Genomic DNA, 17643 nt, shown 5'->3' with positions numbered 1-17643 from the left:
CTGGCGATGATCGCCGTACCGGTCGTCGGGGTCAGCGCCGCAGACGTCACCATCCGCAGCTCCCAGTTGACCCCGCGGCAGACGATCACCCGCGACATCGGGGCGGCCGACGCGCGGCTGGAGGACGCCGGCCAGGGCCACCAGGCGATCCTGCAGTCGCCGCAGGGCGACACCTTCGCGCCGGCGCGGCAGAGCGGCTCGGCGAAGGACTCCGCCGCACCGGGTTCCGCGGAGACGGCCCCGGCCGCCGTCGATCCCCGGACGGCCGCGCCCGCGGGATCCCGGGCCATCCCCGACACGAGCTCCTACGCCGACGTCACGACCGCCTCCGGCGTCATGAGCACCGAGGTCAGGGAACTGGACGCGGCCGACCCCATCGCCGCCGGGATCATGGACCTGACCCGGGGCCGCTTCGCCGCCGCGCCCGACGAGGTGACCGCGACCGAGGCGTTCCTGACGCGCAGCGGGCTGCGCATCGGATCCGAGGTCCGGGCCCACGGGCTGGACCGGGCCTACCGCATCGTCGGCGCCTACGAACTGCCCAGCAAGCTGGACACCGCTCAACTGGACTTCCGGCCGGGAGCCTTCATCGGCCGGTACCTCGCCGCCCGCACGGCGGCCGGCTCGGACCGGGGCGAGCCGATGTCGTCGTACCTGGTCGCGGCCCGGGGCGGCTTCACCTGGGACATGGTGCAGCGGGCCAACACCCTTGGCGTGGTCGTCCATTCGCGGACGGTGATGCTCGATCCGCCCGCCGACGCCGAGGTACCGCTCTACCGCCTCCCGGACCACGGCAAGTCCGCCCCGGTCCCGGACCGCGCGGCACCGGCCGCCGCGGCGACCGTCGCGGGGATGGCCCTGCTGGAGGTCTGCCTGCTGGCCGGCCCCGCGTTCGCGGTCGGTGCCCGGCGGTCGCGGCGCCAGCTCGGCCTGGTCGGCGCCAACGGGGGCGACCGCCGGCACATCCGGGCGATCGTGCTCTCCGGCGGCCTGGTGACCGGGGCCGCGGCGGCGGTCACCGGCACGGTCGTCGGCGTGGCGCTGACGCTGCTGCTGCGTACGAGGCTGGAGGACTACGCCGGAAGCCGGTTCGGCGGGATCGCCCTGCGGCCGGTGGAACTGCTCGGAATCGCGGCGCTCGCGGTGGTCACCGGGCTGCTCGCCGCGTTCGTGCCCGCGGTCACCGCCTCCCGGCAGAGCGTGCTCGCCTCGCTCACCGGACGGCGCGGCACGCGGCGGGCCGGACGGGTGCTGCCGTCGGCCGGTCTCGTGGCGGTCTGCCTGGGCGCGGTGATCGCCGTCCTCGGGTCGGTGCACAGCGGCAACGCCTACGTGGTGGCCGGTGGCTCCGCCATCGCCGAACTGGGCGTGGTGGCCCTCACCCCCCTGCTGGTCGCGGGCTTCGGCCGGCTCGGCCGCTGGCTGCCGCTGGTCCCGCGGCTGGCGCTGCGGGACGCGGTGCGCAACCGGGGACGCACCGCGCCCGCGGTCGCGGCGGTGCTGGCGGCGGTGGCCGGTACGGTCGCGGTCGCCACGTACGCGGCGAGCCAGGAGGAGCAGAACCGGCACGCGTACATCGCCAGGGCGCCGCGCGGAGTGCTCGCGGTCGGCCTGCCCTCGGAAGCGGGCCGGGGCGTCGCGGCGGTGCGGCGCAGCGTGTCCGCGGACGTCCCGGTCCGGCTGCGGGCGGACGTGTCCCGGCTGGTGGCCGGGACGCGGATCTGCGACGCGGGCAACTGGCAGGCGGGCTGCGGGAACGTGATGCCGGTACTGCCCGAGGCCAACCAGTGCCCGCTCGTCGCCGAGGGCTCCGCGGGGACCTTCACCGCGGCCCAGCTGCGGTCGTTCGCCAAGGACTGGCGGTGCCGGTACGACAGCGTCGATCCGGCGATCCGGGCCGAGGGCGGCCTCCTGGTCGGCGGACCGCAGGTGCTGGAGACGCTGGGGATCCACGACCCCGCCGCGCGGCAGGCGCTCGCCCACGGGACGACGGTGCTGTTCGACCGCGCCTACGGTGATCACGGCTCGCTGCGGCTCCGGGTGACCCCCGACGTGTCGAAGCAGGCGAGCACGGTCGCCACACTGCCGGTACGGCTGGTCACCGCCCGGTCCTACGGGGTCAAGGCGGTGGTGCCGCAGCGGGCGGCGGCCGCCGCCGGTCTGCGGACCGTGCCGCTGGGCTCGCTCTTCACCACCTCCCGGATGCCCACCGATGCCGAACAGCAGGCGCTGGCACGGGACATCGCCAAACTGGGCGTCACGTCCGAGGTCTACCTGGAGCACGGGTACACCGGCAGATACGGCGTCGTCCTGGCGGCGCTGACGCTCTTCGCCGCCCTGGTGACGATCGGTGCGGCGGGTGTCGCCACGGGTCTCGCCCAGGCCGACGCCGAGGCGGACCTCAGGACCCTGGCCGCGGTGGGGGCACCGGGCCGGGTGCGGCGCACGCTCTCCGGCTTCCAGTGCGGGGCCGTCGCGGCGATGGGCGTGCTGCTGGGGACGGCCGCGGGCATCCTGCCCGCCGTCGCGCTGCGGGGCGTCGACCGCCTGCAGCAACGGCAGATGGCCGAACAGGCGCTGGCCCATGGCGGCGACAGCGCCCTCGCGCACGTCGACGTGCCCGTGGTGGTGCCGTGGGCCACGATCGGCATGCTCCTGATCCTGGTGCCCGTCGGGGCCACGCTGCTCGCCGCCCTGGTCACGCGCTCCCGCACCGCGATGGGCCGCCGGGTCCAGGACTAGCCGGGCCCTGTCCGTCCGCAGGCGACACTCCCCCCGGGCCGGGGGGAGCGTCGCCCGTGCTGCGCGATGCGCCCCGACCGGCATGCCGCCGGGGGGAACGGCGCGGGGCGCCGGGATCTACCGGGTGGTGCGGTGGGTGTCGCGGGTGCGGCGGAGGCGGTTGACGGTGACGGGCGCGTGCGCGAGTGCCTCGGGATCGTCCAGCAGCGCGTTCAGGAGCTGGTAGAACCGCGTCGGCGAGATCCCGAGCCGCTCCCGTATCGCCCGTTCCTTCGCGCCGGGTCCCGCCCACGTGCGGCCGGCGATGTCGAGGACGGCACGGTCCTGGTCGGTGAGGGTCACCTCGACACGATAGCCCCGTGGCGAGGGACATATGAGGTCTGCACCACACGGGCCTTCCCTTGTGCGGCACGGCCGGGACGCCTGGCGGGCGGCCGGACGGGATCTCTTTCGACGAGTGGACTAGACCTTTTGCGCTGTCTCACGGGAGACTGTGCTCCGTGAGACACGTCATCGCCCTCGATGTGGGCGGCACCGGCATGAAGGCCGCTCTGGTCGCGGCGGACGGCACGCTGCTCCACGAGGCCCGCCGTGCGACCGGCCGGGACCGCGGGACCGAGGCCGTCGTCGCCTCCGTGCTCGACTTCGCCGCGGAACTGCGGGCGTACGGGGCGGACACCTTCGGCGAGCCCGCCGCCGCGGCCGGCGTGGCCGTGCCCGGCCTGGTCGACGAGCGGGCCGGCGTCGCGGTGTTCTCCGCGAACCTCGGCTGGCGCGACCTGCCGCTGCGCGACCTGCTGTCCCGCCGCCTGGACGGCACGCCGGTGGCCCTCGGCCACGACGTGCGCTCCGGGGGCCTGGCCGAGGGCCGGCTCGGCACCGGGCGCGGCGCCGAGCGCTTCCTCTTCGTCGCCCTGGGCACCGGCATCGCCGGCGCCATCGGCATCGAGGGGCGGGTCGAGGCCACCGAACTCGGGCACATCGTCGTCCGTCCCGGAGGCGCGGCGTGCGGCTGCGGCCAGCACGGTTGCCTGGAGACCATCGCCTCCGCCGCCGGGGTGGCCCGCGCCTTCGGCGCCGAGGCCGCCGAGTGCGCCTCCGCCGTCGCCGCGGGCGACCCGCGCGCCGTCGCCGTGTGGGACGAGGTGGTCGCCGCCCTCGCGGACGGCCTGGTCACCGGGATCACCCTGCTCACGCCGGAGACGCTGATCGTCGGCGGCGGGCTGGCCGAGGCCGGCGAGACGCTCTTCGCGCCGCTGCGCGCGGCCGTCGAGGAGCGGCTGACGTTCCAGAAACTCCCCCTCATCGTGCCGGCGGCCCTCGGGGACACCGCCGGATGCCTGGGCGCAGGGCTGCTGGCCTGGGATCTTCTCTCCCTGGAGGTGACCGCTTGACTGCGGAACCAACCGTGCTGACCGGTGCCCGCGTGGTGCTGCCGGACGGCGTCGTCGACGGCGGCCGGATCACCGTCGAGGGCCGCTCGATCGTCCCGGACGACCCGCGCCGGCCCGCGGCCGCCCGCGATCTGTCCGGGCACTGGATCGTCCCCGGCTTCGTGGACATCCACGTGCACGGCGGCGGTGGCGCGTCCTTCTCGGCCGACCGCGCGGAGGACATCCTCACCGGCGTCGGCACCCACCGCCGGCACGGCACCACCACCATGGTCGCCTCCACGGTCACCGGCGAGCTGGACGACCTCGCCCGGCAGGCCGCGCTGCTGTCCGAGCTGGTCGAGCAGGGCGACCTGGCGGGCATCCACTTCGAGGGGCCCTTCATCTCCCCGCACCGCTGCGGGGCCCACAAGCCGTCGCTGCTGCGCGACCCGCACCCCTCGGACGTCCGCAAGCTCATCGACGCCGCCCGCGGGACCGCGAAGATGGTGACCCTCGCACCGGAACTCCCGGGCGGGCTCGACTCCGTACGGCTGCTGGCCGAGCACGGCGTCATCGCCGCCGTCGGCCACACCGACGCGGCGTACGAGGCCACCTTGGAGGCCATCGAGGCCGGCGCCACGGTCGCCACGCACCTGTTCAACGCGATGCCCACCCTGCTGCACCGGCAGCCCGGCCCCGTCGCCGCGCTGCTGGAGGACGAGCGGGTCACCGTGGAGCTGGTCAACGACGGCGTCCACCTGCACCCGGCCGTCCTCGAACTGGCCTTCCGCAGCGCGGGCGCCGGCCGGGTGGCCTTCATCACCGACGCCATGGACGCGGCTGGCTTCGGCGACGGACGCTACCTGCTCGGTCCCATGGAGGTCGACGTCACCGACGGCGTCGCCCGGCTGGTCGAGGGCGGCTCCATCGCCGGGTCCACCCTGACCCTGGACACCGCCTTCAAGCGGGCCGTCACGGTGGACGGGATCCCGGTCACCGACGCCGTGCGCGCCCTGAGCGTCAACCCGGCACGGCTGCTGGGCGTGTACGACCGCGTCGGCTCGCTGGAGCCCGGCAAGGACGCCGACCTGGTGGTGCTGAACGAGGCGTACGACCTGGTCGGCGTCATGCGCCGGGGTCAGTGGGTCGTCGAGCCGTAACCGTCGTGGAACGGGCGGACCTCCGGCCGTCGCTGTCCGGCGCCGGAGGCCCGCCCTGTCACAGGGGGCGGACTCTCACTGCCCCGCCTTCTCACCCTTCGGCCCCACGGCGAACCACGTCCCGCCGACGCCCTGACCGTTCAGGTCCCCGGGCTCGGTGTCCCCCGCGAAGCCGTTCGCCGAGGCGTACGACCTGGTCATCGAGCCGTCGTGGAACGGGCGGACCTCCGGCCGTCGCTGTCCGGCGCCGGAGGCCCGCCCTGTCACAGGGGGCGGACTCTCACTGCCCCGCCTTCCCGCCCTTCGGCCCCACGGCGAACCACGTCCCGCCGACGCCCTGACCGTTCAGGTCCCCGGGCTTGGTGTCCCCCGCGAAGCGGTAGACCGGCATGCCGCCCACCGTCAGCTGCACCTGGCCGTCCTGGCGGCGAATGGCGCCCACCTGGTCGCGGTCCACGCCCGCCAGGTAGACGTTGCCGCCCTGCTGGATGGTGACCGCGGGCCACTGGACGGCGCAGGCGTCGTTGCAGTGCGACTGCGTCGGGTCGGCGCTGTCCGGGTCGAAGCGGTAGAGCGCGGCCTGGTTGATGTTGATCAGATGCGGCGCCGTCAGCGGCGGCGAGGTGACCGCGGACAGCTGCACCCAGCGCGGCGGGCTCTCCTGGACGGCCGCCCCCACGACGGTGCCGCCGTTGCCGGTCAGCCCGGCCTGGGCGGCCGTCCGGTCGACGACCTGGAGCGCGGTGTTGCCCGCGGGCTGCGACGCGGCGGGAGGCGCCGCGGGCGAGGTCGCGGCAGGCGCGGAGGCGGCCGGGGCCGCCGGGGCGCCGGCGTCCCCGATGGTGATGGTCTTGCCGCACCCGGCCAGGCCCGCCACGCCGCACAGGACGACCGCGGTGGCGACGACCGCGCGGCGTACGGGACCGCGCGGGGCGGCGCCGGAGAAGTGGTGAAGAGAGGTCACCCCAGATACACGGGGCCGCGCGCGAAAGGGTTCACCCGTATTTCGCGGGTCTTCGCGGCAGCGGCTCCTCACAGGTACCCGCCGGAAGCCGATTGAACTCCGCGGGCCGTCCCACCCGTGTGACCCGTGAGGCCGTAAGCGGCGGAGCACGAGGGGATCGACATGGCCCAGGACATCAACATACCGGGGGACGAATTGCGCGAGGCCCAGCAGATGCTGGACTTCGTGCACGACTTCATCGACATCGGGCACCACACGTTCGACTTCGACGCGGCCTTCGGCCCCGAGCTCTCCCACGGCTCGGCACAGCACTTCGAGAACAAGTGGGAGGACGGCAAGAAGCAGCTGCAGAAGCAGGTCAAGGGCATCCGGGACGCCATCGGGAGCATCCTGGACTCCTTCGAGAAGACCGACCAGGACGCCGCTGCGAACCTCGACGACGGAAAGAGTGGCCAGTGAGCACCGCGCACCGTTTCCTGCTCGACGTCCCCGACCTGTGGGACACCATCGACCTGAGCGGGGAGGAGCTGTCCAGGACCCGCGCCAAGGCGCTCGCCACCACCGACGACCCCCGCGAGAAGGCCCGGATCAACGACATGTTCCGGCAGGGGCGGGAGGTGAGCCGGGCCGCGCGGCGGCACGGGGCACTGCTGGCCACCGGCACCGCGACCCTCTACGGCGACGACCTGTTCATGGCCTACGGCATGGTCTTCGCCGTCACCACGCCCGAGGGCTCGGAGCTGACGCTCCCGGTGCTCTCCGCGCAGCTGGGGGTCTCCTCCGCGAACGGGACGGCGCCCAAGGACCGGGTGATCACCTCCGTGAAGGTGCCGCACGTGGGCACGGTGCCCCGGGTGACCGGCACCGAGACCACCCGGCTGACCGGCGACATCGACGTCGAGCTGCTGACGATGCACACGATGATGCCGGTGCCCGGACGTGTCGACGACTTCCTCGTCGTCACCCTGGCCAGCCCCAACCTGCCGCTGAAGAACGAGGTGTACGACCTCTTCGACGCCGTCACCGGCACCTTCCGCTTCCTGACCGAGGAGGGCGAGCCGCTGGTGCCCGTCGCCGGCGCCTCCTGAGCCGGACGGGTACGCGAAGGGCGGCCGGGACATCGCGTCCCGGCCGCCCTTCGTCCGTACCAGGCCGTCAGACCTCCGTGCCGGACAGCGGCACCTGCACCGCCCGCAGCGACCCGTCGCCGAGGTGGATCAGGCCGCGGCCGGGCTGCGGTGCCTGACCGACCACGCCGCGGGTCAGCTTGACGCCGATGACCTCACCGTCGGCCAGGCCCTGCGGCGACAGCAGCATGCCGGTGCGGTTGCGCTTCACCTGGCCCATCCAGCCCGCCAGGCTCAGTGCCAGCGACTCGGCGTTGCCCGCCGCCAGCACGCCCCAGCCGTTGCCCGCGCCGCCGCGGGCGAGCAGCGCCAGGTCGGCGTCGATGTCGGAGCCCATGAACAGTTCGGCGTCGTCCACGACGACCACCGCGTTGTCCTGCGGAATCGCCCCGAGCACCCGCCGGAACTCCTCGACCGTCACCTGGGAGTCGGTGATCACGGCCGCCACCCCGGTCCTGCCCTCCAGGTCGCGCAGCGGTGAGCGGCGCGGCGCCAGCAGGACCAGGCCCGTGCCCTCCGCCAGCAGCGAGTGCGCCGCGGTGAGCAGCACCGTGCTGCGGCCGGTCCGCGGGGGTCCGGCGACGACGAACGTGGGGACGTCGGCGAGGTCCGGGCCCAGCGCGGTGAGGGTGTCCCCGCCGACCGCGACCAGCGGGCGCATCGGGCCGCGCCGCGTGTGCAGGGGCAGCGCGTCGCCGTAGGCGATCCGGTCCGGCAGCACGTCCAGGCGCAGCGGACGGCGTTCCTGCGGCACACCGGCCTCGCGCCCGGTGAGCGCCGTGCCGAGATCCGTGAGGAACTGCCCCTGCGCCGCGCCGGACAGGTCCCCGGTCAGCACCGCGATCTGGGCCTCCGCGAGGTCCAGGGTGCGGATGCCGCGCCCGGGGGCCGGGTCGCTCGGCGCCGACTTCGACGGGACGCCGACCGACGAGTAGTCCTGGCGGTCGTTGAGCTTGAGGACGATCTTGTCCTCGGTGGTCCCGGAGAACCGGCTGGAGCCCAGCACCCGGTCGCCGGCCAGCACGACGTGGATGCCCACGCCCGCGCCGTCCCGCAGCAGCCTGATCATGCGCTCCATGAGGCTGCCGTTGTCGTACGCGGTGAACTCGCGCTCGTAGACCTCGAAGCGGTCGACCAGCAGCACGATGTGCGGCAGCCGCTCCCCCGCGGCCTGGCTGCGGCGCAGCTCGGCGAGGTCGGCGGCACCACGGGTGCCGAGCACGCCCTGCCGGGCGGTGAGTTCGGCGTTCAGCCGGTCCAGCAGCCGGCCCAGGCGCTCCACCTGGTTGCGGTCCACGACCGCGCCGCAGTGCGGGAGCGCGGCCAGCGCGTTCAGCGCGCCGTTGCCGCAGTCGATCCCGTACAGATGGACGTCGTCCGCGCCGTGCGCATGTGCCAGCGCGGCGGCGAGCGTGCGCAGCGACTGGGAGCGGCCGCTGCGGGGCGAGCCGATCAGGTGCAGATGGCCCGCCCGGTCGATGTCGAACTCCAGCGGGGCCCGGGTCTGCCGTGCGGACAGGTCCACCATGCCGTAGGCGACGGGCGGCAGTTCGGCCGCCCGCTCGCCGGCCGGCCCGGGCGCGGGCGGCGCCGTCCACTCCAGCACCTCCGGCAGCGCGGGCAGCCAGGGGCTGGGCTGCCGGGGCACGTCGGCCAGCCGGGCGGCCTGGGCGACGGCCGCGGTGAGGACCGCGAGGTCGGTGACCGCCTCGGACTGCGCCAGGCCCGAACCGCCGCCGCGGGAGCGGCCGGTCGGCAGCGGGCCGCCGAGCTCCCGCCAGGTCACCGCGTGGGCCCGCACCGGCACTTCGGTCCCCTCGGCGACCGCGCCGCCGGGCCGCCGGCCGCCGACGCGCCCGGACTGGAAGGGCAGCAGCGCGGACGGTCCGAGGCGCGCGTAGGCGCGTCCCGGGTTGGCGGGCGAGATGTCACCGGAGTCGGGAGCGTCGATGATGTCGCGGCTCTCGGTGGTGTCGGTGGTGCGCAGGGCGATCCGCAGATTCGTGTTGGCCCGGATGTCCGGGGTGACCGCACCCCCGGGACGCTGGGTCGCCAGCACCATGTGGATGCCCAGCGAGCGCCCGCGCTGGGCGATGTTGACCAGGCCCGAGATGAAGTCGGGCAGTTCGCGCACCATGGACGCGAACTCGTCGACGACCAGCAGCAGCCGGGGCAGCGGCGGCAGCACGTCGCCGCCGCGGGACCGCTTGTCGAGGTAGTCCTCGATGTCCTTGGCCCCGGCCTGCGCCAACTGGGTCTCCCGGCGGCGCAGTTCGGCGCCCAGCGAGACCAGGGCGCGTTCCACCAGGTGCGTGTCGAGGTCGGTGACCAGGCCGACGGTGTGCGGCAGGTCGGCGCACTCGGCGAAGGCGCTGCCACCCTTGTAGTCGATGAGCACGAAGGTCATCTCGTCCGGCCGGTTCACGACCGCGAGCGTGGCGACCAGGGTCTGCAGCAGCTCGGACTTGCCCGAACCGGTGGTACCCGCGATCAGCGCGTGCGGCCCGTCGCGGACCAGGTCCACGGAGAAGTCGCCGTCGTAGCCGGTGCCCAGGATCGCCCGCGTGCTGCGGCCGCCGAGCGACCAGCCGGCCACCACCGCCTCGGCGGTGGGCGGTTCGATGCCCAGCAGGTCCAGCAGCCGCACCGATCCGGGCAGCGCGCTCTCGTCGCTGTCCCCGACGCCGCGCAGCGGCGCGAGCGCCCGTCCGAAGCGCTCGTACCAGGCCGGCTCCGGGGAGTCGGTACGCACGCCCTCCAGGGCGGAGCCGGTACCGGTGCGCACCCGCGAGACGCCCTGGGAGGCACCCCCGGTGACGACGACCGCGCCGCACTCCTCGGGCAGCAGCCGCTCCTCGCGGTCGATGCACAGGGTGTGGACACCCACCGACGGCCCGTCGCGCAGCAGCGCGATCACACCGGGCAGCGAACGGGCCCTGCGGGCCTGCTCCAGCACGACCAGGATGTCGGGGTAGCCGTTGACGCCGCCCCGGACCAGATCCGGTCCGGCCGCCATGCGCGAGGTGACGATCTGGCCGAGTTCGCCGATACGGCGGGCCAAGGAGTCGGTGGTGCTGCCCACCAGCGCGTAGGCGTCCTCGCCCTGCGCCTGCGCGTGCGGCAGCCAGCGGGTCCACGACCACGCCGCCTCCCCGTCCGCCCCGGCCAGCACCACGATCCGCAGGTCCGCCGGGCTGTGCAGCGCGGCGGCCTGGGCCGTCATCCAGCCGGCCAGCCGCTCCGCACCGGGGCCCGCCAGTCCGGCCACCCCCACCCTGCGCAGCGGCACGGAGACCGGCACCTGGCTGAGCGGCGGCACGGTGAAGCGCCGGTGCTCGTCCTGGGTGGGGTCCTCGACGCTCAGCGACGAGGGAAGATCCGCCGTGCCCACCCGGACGGAGAGGAAGTCGGGGTCCTGCCAGCGGCGTTCCCACAGCCGCTCGGACGGCCGTACCGCCATCTGCAGCAGCGAGGCCGGATCGGGCAGCGACAACCGCAGGCCGCGCTGTTCCTCCAGGACGGCGGACTCGATGTCCGCCCGCACCCGTCGCAGCGCGCCCTCGTACTCCTCCTTCTTCTCCAGGTACTTCAGCATCGCCTGCTTGCGCCCGCCGAACTGGGTGAACAGCGCGGCGAGCGGCGAGAGCAGGGCGATGAAGACGAAGACCCAGCTCTTGGTGACGAAGATGGCGATCGCGGCGCTGCCGGCGGGCAGCAGCAGGATCGGCAGCAGCGGGACGGGCCGCTTGTCGGGCCGGACGGGAGGCGTCGGCAGCCGGAACTTGCCGCCCGCGGGAGCAGGCAGGAAGCGCGGCGGCCGGTTGAACTCCAGGCCCAGGCCGTCGGCTGCCGGTGTCAGCGGCGCGGTCGCCGCCTCGCGCGACGCCAGTTCCAGCAGGGTGTCGCCGACGGCCAGCTGGCTGCCCTCCCGCCAGGCCGCACCGGGCTCCATCGGCTTGCCGTCGAGCAACGCGTCGGCGCCGGACAGCAGTTCCGCGCCGCCGTCGAGCCGCACCCGGATCTGGGCGGCGAACGCCGGGGCGTCCTCGGCCAGCCGGATCCGGCAGGTGGCGTCGCTGCCGAGGTCGTACTCGCCGGGCACCAGCCGGAAGACCGTGCCCGCGCCCCGCCCCGACACCAGCCGGATCTCGGTGCGGCCCTCCGGCTCGGGCTCCGCCGGCAGGGCGGAACCGAGCCCGAGGTCCATGCCGTCCCGCACCCCGGCGGCCTGCAGGGTGGCCTCCGGGTCGATCTCCCCGGCACCGATGAAGAGGGCGGGATCCCCCGTCCCCGCCCCGCCGGCCCCTTCGTGGTCGACGGCCCGCGCGAGCTCCGCCGCGAGACGGCCGGCCCGCGCGGTCGGCTCGGTCTCGACGACGACGGTGGTGGACACCCCCTCGACGCGGGGGTCACGAACGCTGACGTTCAAACGCACGATGCATCGTCTTTCTCACGAAGGGGCGGGACGGGGCGACGGGGTCACCGGCCTCAGCCGAGGTTGGAGCCGAGCTGGTCGTCGGTCTGGGAGAAGGCGTCGCCGACGGAGCGGACGTACTGCCCGATGCCCTGCAGACCCTGGTTGACCTGGTCGAAGCCCTTGGCGAACTCGTCGAAGAACGGCGAGAACTTCTGCTGGGCCGCGGGGGTGCTGTAGCCGTTGGCGAGCAGGTTGGAGATCTTGCCCTTGACCTCGCTCAGCTTGTCCTGCAGCTGCGAGAAGTCGTTGAGCAGCGCCTGCGAGGTGGAGGCGGTCTCGTCCGAGTTGACGCGGTAGTCGGGCATGTCGGTACTCCTTGCGTGATCGGGTGAACAATCCGTCCCTCCAGGGGACGGAGGTCTGTGGAGGTGCGGGTCCGGGCGGCGCTAGCGGCCGTCGGAGCCCGTCGTCCCGTCGCCCCCGGCGGGGCTGGTCGGGGCGGTGGTGAAGCCGTCGCTGCCGGAGTCCGAGCCGGACGGGGAGGTGGCCCCGCCCGGGGGGCTCGCCGGGCCCTGCGGGCTCTGCGGATTCTGCGGCGGGATGTCCAGCGGGGTCAGCGGCGGGCGCCCGGCGGCCGGGGAATCCGGCGCGGTGGGCGTGGTCGGGGTGGTCGGCGAGTCGGGCGCGGCCGGGGTCGTCGGGGTGGCCGGCGCGGCCGGGGTCGTCGGGGTGGCCGGCGAGTCCGGCACCGTCGGCGAGTGCGGTGCGGCCGGCGTCGTCGGGGAAGCCGGCGGCGTGGGCGAGTTCGGCGTCGTCGGGGTGGCCGGCGCGGCCGGGGCGGTCGGCGAGTCCGGCACCGTCGGCGAGTGCGGCGCGGCCGGGGTGGTCGGCGAGTCCGGTGCGGGCGCCGCGGGGGGAGCAGCCGGGGGAGCCGGCGTGGCGGTGCCCGTGCCCGGGCCGGTGGAACCCTTGATCGGGATGCCGTCGGCGACGCCGTCGATCTTGCGTCCCAGCCCCGCGACACCGACCGGTCCCGCTCCCAGCTTGGGCGCGGAGTTGGCGATCTCCCCGGCCGCGACCTCGTTGGGGTCGCCGCCCTGGGCGACCCCGACACCGATCTTCGTACCGAGGGTCGCGCCCTCCTCGACAAAGCCGCCGACCTGGTCCGAGGCCCGCTTGCCGATCGAGTCGCCCAGCGCGGGATCGGTGGTGTCCCCGAACCGGCCGCCGCCCCCGGGCGGGACCGGCGCGTTGCCGCGCGCGGAACCGATCTTGCCGATGCCGCCCTTGAAGGCCGCTCCGGCGACCGCGCCCGCGGCGGCGCCGCCGAAGACGCCGGCCGCGGTGATCTTGTCGTGGTTGGCGGCCTTGGCGGCCGCCTCCAGCGCCGAGTTGGTCAGGAACTTGCCGGTGATGTCCACGGTCACCTTGCCCACCGGGTTGGCGAGCACCGCGCCGACCGCCTTGTTGGCGGTGACGGAGTCACCGACCTTGGTGATCGTCCCCGAAACCTTGGCGATGGTCCCCGAGTTCTTGATCGCGGCGACCGCGGCCGGGGCGATCGCCTGGACCGCCTTGCTGCCGAGCTTGAACAGGGAGGCACCGGGGATGATGCCGATCAACCCGGCCACGAAGTCACCGGCCTTGATGCCGCCCGTCTGACTCGCCACCACTTGGTTGAAGACGAACAACGCCCCGCCGAGCAGCGCGCCCACCACCGGGAAGAACACGGCCACCACGGCGATCAGCGCGGCCAGCAGGATCTGGACGAACGGGAAGTCCTTGAAGAAGTCGGCGATCTTCTGGAAGACGTTGCGCTCGGGGATCGCCTCCGCCGCCGCGCGGTCCAGCACCTCGGCGCAGGTCCGCTGGGCGGACTCCCGCATCTGCTTGGCCTGCTGGGCGAGCCCCTTGGCGGCGCCGAGCTCGTTGGTGCCCGCGTCGATCTCGTCCTGGACGGCGCGGGCCTGCGACTTCTCCTGGTCGGTGGGGTTCTCGCCGAGCGTCTTCGGGGTCTGGCCCGCCTTGGCGGCGGCCGAGCGGGCCTGGTCGACGGCGCGGTCGAAGGTGTCCTGCGCCTCCTGGAGGCGGGGGATGTACTCGTTGTAGGCACGGGCCGCGTCGTGGTACGAGGTCGCCGTCTTGTTCAGCTTGTCGGGAAGGTCGTCGCCGATCTTCTCCTTGAGCTGGTCCATGGCCGAGCCGCGGCCGCGGGAGATGGTGCCGTCCTTCTTGAGGATGTTCAGCGCCTTCTCGGCCGCGTCACCGACGTCCTGGTACCGCTTGACGACCCCCCGGATCAGTTCGGGATCACCCGGCGTCGGGTCCCGGTCGAGCCCCACGAGGCGGAAGTCCTCGTCGCTCGCGTGCCGGCGTCCCATCCGTGTCCCTCCCAGGTCCGTGTGCGTTGTCGCTTGCCACACGGCGCCCGCCGGGACTTGGTTCAGATCTCTTTCGAACCTTTTTCCCGCGGCGCTCCGTGTAGGGGGTGACGGAGCCGGGGACCGGGGACCGGCACGCACACGAGAACTTGGTGGAGACGATGAGAGACGGCGTCAGCGCCACACGGCGGCACCGGCCGGGGGCCGCGACGACCGCACCCGCCCACGGGAGGGCGCTGCGCCGCGCCGCGGCCGCGGTACTGCTGGCGCTCTGGGCCCTGTTCGCCGCGAGCGCCGCCCCGGCGAGCGCGGACGACCAGCTCGTGAAGGTGTTCGTGGTCCAGGACACCGGCACGACCGGGGGCGCCCCCGCGACCCTCGCGTCGGTCGCGGCGAGCACCCTGGGCGACCCCGCGCGCGCCGGGGAGATCTTCGACCTCAACCGCGGGCAGGCGCAGACCGACGGCGCCGCCCTCACCAGCCCGGACGAGCAACTGCACCCCGGCTGGATCCTGCGTCTGCCGCAGGACGCCTCGGGCCCTGATGTCCAACTGGCCCGGGACACCGCCGCCCAGAACGCCTCCGCACCCCCGGCCGCGACCGACCCCGGCGCGGGCACGGGCACCGGCGGCGGTGCCGCCTTCACCATTCCGCTGCCGGCCGCGATCGCGGTGCTGGGCGCGGTGCTGCTCGCCCTGGTGACCGCGGGCATCGTCGGCAGGCGCCGAGTGGGTGCCGCATGGGCCGCGGCGAAGCGTGCGGTGCGCCGGCTCGGCGATCCCGTCGCCCGGCGCCGCCGCCTGGCGCTGCGCCGTACGGTGGGCCGGCAGTTCGCCGCCGACGCGGGCTCCGTGAGCCGCGCCTACGCGGCCGCCGCCGACCTTTCCGGCTCCGGGGACACCCCGGAGCGGCCGGTGCACGCCCTGCGCGTGGACAGCGCCGGGGTGACCGCGTGGCTGGCCCCGGGCGACACCCCCGGCGCCCCCTGGACCGCACTCGACGGCCCGGAGGGCGCACGGTGGCGCCGCACGGCCGACGCCGCGGCGTCCCGGGTCCCGGACGACCGGGCCTGCCTGGTGCGCGTCGGCGTCGACGCGGACGGCGAGCCGGTCTTCTACGACCTCAGCCGGCTCGACGGGGTCCTCAGCGTCACGGGTGACCGCGCCGTCGCCCGCGACGTGGTGCACGGCCTGCTCGAGGAGGTCGCCCGCAACCGGCCCGGCACCCCGGTGACCGTCCTGCGCGGCAGCGCGGACGCGTCGCCGCTGACCCTGCCGTCCGGCCTGCGCCAGGTGGTCCGCGTCGGGACCGAGGAGCGGACCCCGGTGTTCCCGGGGGACTCGGCGCCCGGGCCCCGCGGCACGGTGCGCGGCGCCGCCGCCCGCCGGCCGGTCAGGGGGCTGGTGGTCATGGCCGGCACACCCACCGGGCCGGAGGCCGCGGAACTGGCCGCGCTGTGCGGTCCCGGCGGGGCCGGATGGACCGGACTGGTCTGCGGCGAGGTCGGCGGCGCCCACTGGCGCTGGCGGGCCGGCGCGGACGGCGCGGTGGACATCCCCGTGCTCGGTGTCCGGCTCACGGTCCCGGCGTGAACGGCCTGCACGGCGTGTTCGCCGCGGTCACCACGCCGCGGCGCCGACCCGGCTGCGCAGATTGCTGAGCGCGTAGTGCTGCCGGGACTTCACCGTGCCCGCCGGGACGCCGAGTATCCGGGCCGTCTCCTGGACCGTCCTGCCGAACAGGTACGTGTGCACGAGCACCTCGCGGTGCTCGTGCGACAGGTGCCGCAGCAGGGCCCGCGTGTCGACCGAGGCCAGGACCGCGTCGGCGTGGTCGGCCTGGAGCACGTCGTGGTGGTCCGCGCCCACCGTCTCGTGACGGGAGCGGGCGCTGCGGATGTGGTCGATGGCCAGGTTGCGGGCCACGGTGAGCAGCCAGCCCCGGACGGAGCCCTCGTTGCCGTACAGCCGGTCGGTGTGGTGCCACGCCCGGATCAGGGTCTCCTGGACGACGTCCTCCGCCATGTGGCGGTCGCGCAGCAGGCGTTCCGCGTAGGCGAGCAGCGGTTTGCCGTGATCGGCCGCCAGAAGGGTCAGCAGATGTCCGGAGCGTGCCGCAGGGCGGACACCCGGAGCAGCGGCGAAAGTCATGGTCGGTCCCGGAAGGCACAACTCGTCCCCGTCAGCGCTCCCGGCTCTCGCGCCGGCGCCGCCGCACTGCGGGGCCGGTGCGCGGATCACCGAAGGACGGGGCGGGGCGGGCGCGGGCCGGACCGGGTGTGGGGCCCGGGGGCCGACGGGCACGACGGTTCGTGCCTGCTTCGGCGATGTTCCTGGCGGAAGCAGCGCGGGGCGCGATCGTAGGCAGGCCCCGCTGCCGAAAAACTGACGTGATTCTGACGGCCGGCTCCGCGACCCCGCGGACCGGAACGCCGCGACGGCCCGCCGGGGCACCGCTGCCCCCGGCGGGTCGTCGGCACGGCCCCCGGCCGGCGCGGGTGCGCCGCCGGGGCCGGGGCGGTCAGCCCTTGGCCGCCGGGACGGTCTTGCCGCGGTCGACCGTGATGTCCTGCTTGATCGCGAACCACACGCCCTTGACGTTCTGGCCGTTGGTGTCGCCGGGCTGGCTGTCGCCCTTGAAGGTGTAGCCGGGCCAGCAGTTGAAGGCCTCCTGCTGCGTGCCGTTCGGCGTGTTGAAGGTGAACAGTGCCGTGGGCGCCAGGCCCGCGGCCTTGGCGTCCGCGGCGGTGACCGGGGCGGTGGGGGTCCACTTCTGCAGGCAGGTCGCGTCGCACGCGGTCTTCATCGGCCACGGCTTGTCCTTGGTGAACAGGTACAGCGTCCGGCCGTTCTTGTCCTGGAGGATCTTCCCGAGCTTCGGGTCGTTCAGCACGCCGAGGGCCGGGCGCTCCACGCCTGCCTTCCAGCCGTCGGGCTCCGCGGCGTACCAGAGGCCCTTGACGCCCTGGCCGTTGGTGTCACCGGGCAGGCTGTCCTTGGCGAAGTAGTACAGCGGCTTGCCCGCGAGGGTCAGCTGCTTGGAGCCGTCGGTGCGGGTGATGGAGCCGAGCAGGTCCTGGTTCAGGCCCTTCGCCGCCTGGGCGTCGTCCGCGGGGACCGGCGGCCACTGCGCCGCGCACTCGCCCTCGCAGCTCGACGTGCCCGGCTTGGTGTCCTTGCTGAAGACGTAGACGGTCATGCCCTTGCCGTCCACGACGATCGTCTTGAGCTTGGCGTCGGTGCGCACCGCCAGTCCGGACGCCGCCTCCGTCACCGGCGGGGCCGACTCCGTGTCGTCCACGCTGGGATAGCCGGACACCGCGTTCACCACCGGCTGCTGCACCGACGCCGGGGCGGCCCCGGTACCGGTCTGCTGCCCGCAGGCCGTGACGGCCGTCAGCGCCAGGGCCGTACCGGTCAGGAACAGGGCGTTCCGCGCGTTCTTGTTCATCGCACTTCCTCAGGTCCACCAGACGTCCG

14 protein-coding genes are annotated in these 17643 nt (G+C 74.5%); 6 read left to right on the top strand and 8 right to left on the bottom strand.

Annotated features, from left to right (window positions below):
• Positions 1 to 6: 6 nt before the first annotated feature.
• Positions 7 to 2742: an FtsX-like permease family protein gene (locus ACIP98_RS02390; protein ID WP_401973439.1), complete on the top strand. Its 2736-nt coding sequence runs from the start codon at positions 7 to 9 to the stop codon at positions 2740 to 2742.
• A 117-nt stretch (positions 2743 to 2859) separates the two neighbouring features.
• Here ACIP98_RS02390 and ACIP98_RS02385 read toward each other — a convergent pair whose 3' ends face one another.
• Complete coding sequence (locus ACIP98_RS02385) at positions 2860 to 3117, bottom strand: DUF3263 domain-containing protein (protein WP_401973438.1); 258 nt, start codon at positions 3115 to 3117, stop codon at positions 2860 to 2862.
• Positions 3118 to 3242: 125 nt separating this feature from the next.
• Between ACIP98_RS02385 and ACIP98_RS02380 the strand changes: the two genes are divergently transcribed.
• Together ACIP98_RS02380 and nagA are read left to right on the top strand one after the other, a co-directional pair.
• Positions 3243 to 4136 carry an ROK family protein gene (locus ACIP98_RS02380; protein WP_319662934.1) on the top strand — a complete coding sequence of 298 codons (894 nt, stop codon included), beginning with the start codon at positions 3243 to 3245 and terminating at the stop codon, positions 4134 to 4136.
• Complete coding sequence (gene nagA / locus ACIP98_RS02375) at positions 4079 to 5275, top strand: N-acetylglucosamine-6-phosphate deacetylase (RefSeq protein ID WP_401973267.1); 1197 nt, start codon at positions 4079 to 4081, stop codon at positions 5273 to 5275. Before ACIP98_RS02380 ends, nagA begins: the two co-directional genes overlap by 58 nt.
• Before the next feature lie 75 nt (positions 5276 to 5350).
• Here the strand turns inward: nagA and ACIP98_RS02370 are convergent, their stop codons facing one another.
• Together ACIP98_RS02370 and ACIP98_RS02365 are read right to left on the bottom strand one after the other, a co-directional pair.
• Positions 5351 to 5476: a hypothetical protein gene (locus tag ACIP98_RS02370; RefSeq protein WP_401973265.1), complete on the bottom strand. Its 126-nt coding sequence runs from the start codon at positions 5474 to 5476 to the stop codon at positions 5351 to 5353.
• Between the two features lie 79 nt (positions 5477 to 5555).
• A complete protein-coding gene (locus ACIP98_RS02365; protein WP_401973263.1) occupies positions 5556 to 6239 on the bottom strand; it encodes a hypothetical protein in 684 nt (227 codons plus the stop codon).
• Between the two features lie 162 nt (positions 6240 to 6401).
• On the opposite strand from ACIP98_RS02365, the gene ACIP98_RS02360 reads away from it, so the two are divergent.
• A complete protein-coding gene (locus ACIP98_RS02360; protein WP_319662931.1) occupies positions 6402 to 6698 on the top strand; it encodes a hypothetical protein in 297 nt (98 codons plus the stop codon).
• Positions 6695 to 7327: a hypothetical protein gene (locus tag ACIP98_RS02355; RefSeq protein ID WP_319662929.1), complete on the top strand. Its 633-nt coding sequence runs from the start codon at positions 6695 to 6697 to the stop codon at positions 7325 to 7327. The genes ACIP98_RS02360 and ACIP98_RS02355 overlap by 4 nt, the downstream gene beginning before the upstream one ends.
• Positions 7328 to 7394: 67 nt before the next feature.
• Here the strand turns inward: ACIP98_RS02355 and ACIP98_RS02350 are convergent, their stop codons facing one another.
• The 3 genes from ACIP98_RS02350 to ACIP98_RS02340 form a co-directional block, all read right to left on the bottom strand.
• A complete protein-coding gene (locus ACIP98_RS02350; RefSeq protein WP_401973260.1) occupies positions 7395 to 11801 on the bottom strand; it encodes an FtsK/SpoIIIE domain-containing protein in 4407 nt (1468 codons plus the stop codon).
• 53 nt (positions 11802 to 11854) lie between these two features.
• A complete protein-coding gene (locus ACIP98_RS02345) occupies positions 11855 to 12148 on the bottom strand; it encodes a WXG100 family type VII secretion target (protein WP_319662927.1) in 294 nt (97 codons plus the stop codon).
• A gap of 81 nt (positions 12149 to 12229) precedes the next feature.
• Complete coding sequence (locus ACIP98_RS02340; RefSeq protein ID WP_401973259.1) at positions 12230 to 14164, bottom strand: hypothetical protein; 1935 nt, start codon at positions 14162 to 14164, stop codon at positions 12230 to 12232.
• Between the two features lie 161 nt (positions 14165 to 14325).
• Between ACIP98_RS02340 and ACIP98_RS02335 the strand changes: the two genes are divergently transcribed.
• Entirely contained in the window at positions 14326 to 15756 is a 1431-nt protein-coding gene (locus ACIP98_RS02335; RefSeq protein ID WP_401973257.1) for a hypothetical protein, read from the top strand.
• Between the two features lie 27 nt (positions 15757 to 15783).
• Here ACIP98_RS02335 and ACIP98_RS02330 read toward each other — a convergent pair whose 3' ends face one another.
• Together ACIP98_RS02330 and ACIP98_RS02325 are read right to left on the bottom strand one after the other, a co-directional pair.
• On the bottom strand, positions 15784 to 16314 hold the full coding sequence (locus tag ACIP98_RS02330) for a sigma-70 family RNA polymerase sigma factor (protein ID WP_319662924.1): 531 nt from the start codon (positions 16312 to 16314) through the stop codon (positions 15784 to 15786).
• Positions 16315 to 16684: 370 nt separating this feature from the next.
• Positions 16685 to 17614: an SCO0930 family lipoprotein gene (locus ACIP98_RS02325; RefSeq protein ID WP_319662923.1), complete on the bottom strand. Its 930-nt coding sequence runs from the start codon at positions 17612 to 17614 to the stop codon at positions 16685 to 16687.
• Positions 17615 to 17643: the final 29 nt, after the last annotated feature.

It is taken from the genome of Streptomyces sp. NPDC088354 (assembly GCF_044753585.1).
Taxonomy (GTDB): Bacteria; Actinomycetota; Actinomycetes; order Streptomycetales; family Streptomycetaceae; genus Actinacidiphila.
Note: the sequence above shows the minus strand (reverse complement) of the source record. Positions and strands in the feature narration are given on the sequence as shown.

Excerpts from the sequence above, each read along its gene's own strand:
- ACIP98_RS02340 (WP_401973259.1), bottom strand. The coding sequence starts at position 14,164 with ATGGGACGCCGGCACGCGAGCGACGAGGACTTCCGCCTCGTGGGGCTC.
- ACIP98_RS02335 (WP_401973257.1), top strand. The coding sequence starts at position 14,326 with ATGAGAGACGGCGTCAGCGCCACACGGCGGCACCGGCCGGGGGCCGCG.
- ACIP98_RS02360 (WP_319662931.1), top strand. The coding sequence starts at position 6,402 with ATGGCCCAGGACATCAACATACCGGGGGACGAATTGCGCGAGGCCCAG.
- nagA (WP_401973267.1), top strand. The coding sequence starts at position 4,079 with ATGCCTGGGCGCAGGGCTGCTGGCCTGGGATCTTCTCTCCCTGGAGGT.
- ACIP98_RS02325 (WP_319662923.1), bottom strand. The coding sequence starts at position 17,614 with ATGAACAAGAACGCGCGGAACGCCCTGTTCCTGACCGGTACGGCCCTG.
- ACIP98_RS02345 (WP_319662927.1), bottom strand. The coding sequence starts at position 12,148 with ATGCCCGACTACCGCGTCAACTCGGACGAGACCGCCTCCACCTCGCAG.
- ACIP98_RS02330 (WP_319662924.1), bottom strand. The coding sequence starts at position 16,314 with ATGACTTTCGCCGCTGCTCCGGGTGTCCGCCCTGCGGCACGCTCCGGA.
- ACIP98_RS02390 (WP_401973439.1), top strand. The coding sequence starts at position 7 with ATGATCGCCGTACCGGTCGTCGGGGTCAGCGCCGCAGACGTCACCATC.
- ACIP98_RS02370 (WP_401973265.1), bottom strand. The coding sequence starts at position 5,476 with ATGACCAGGTCGTACGCCTCGGCGAACGGCTTCGCGGGGGACACCGAG.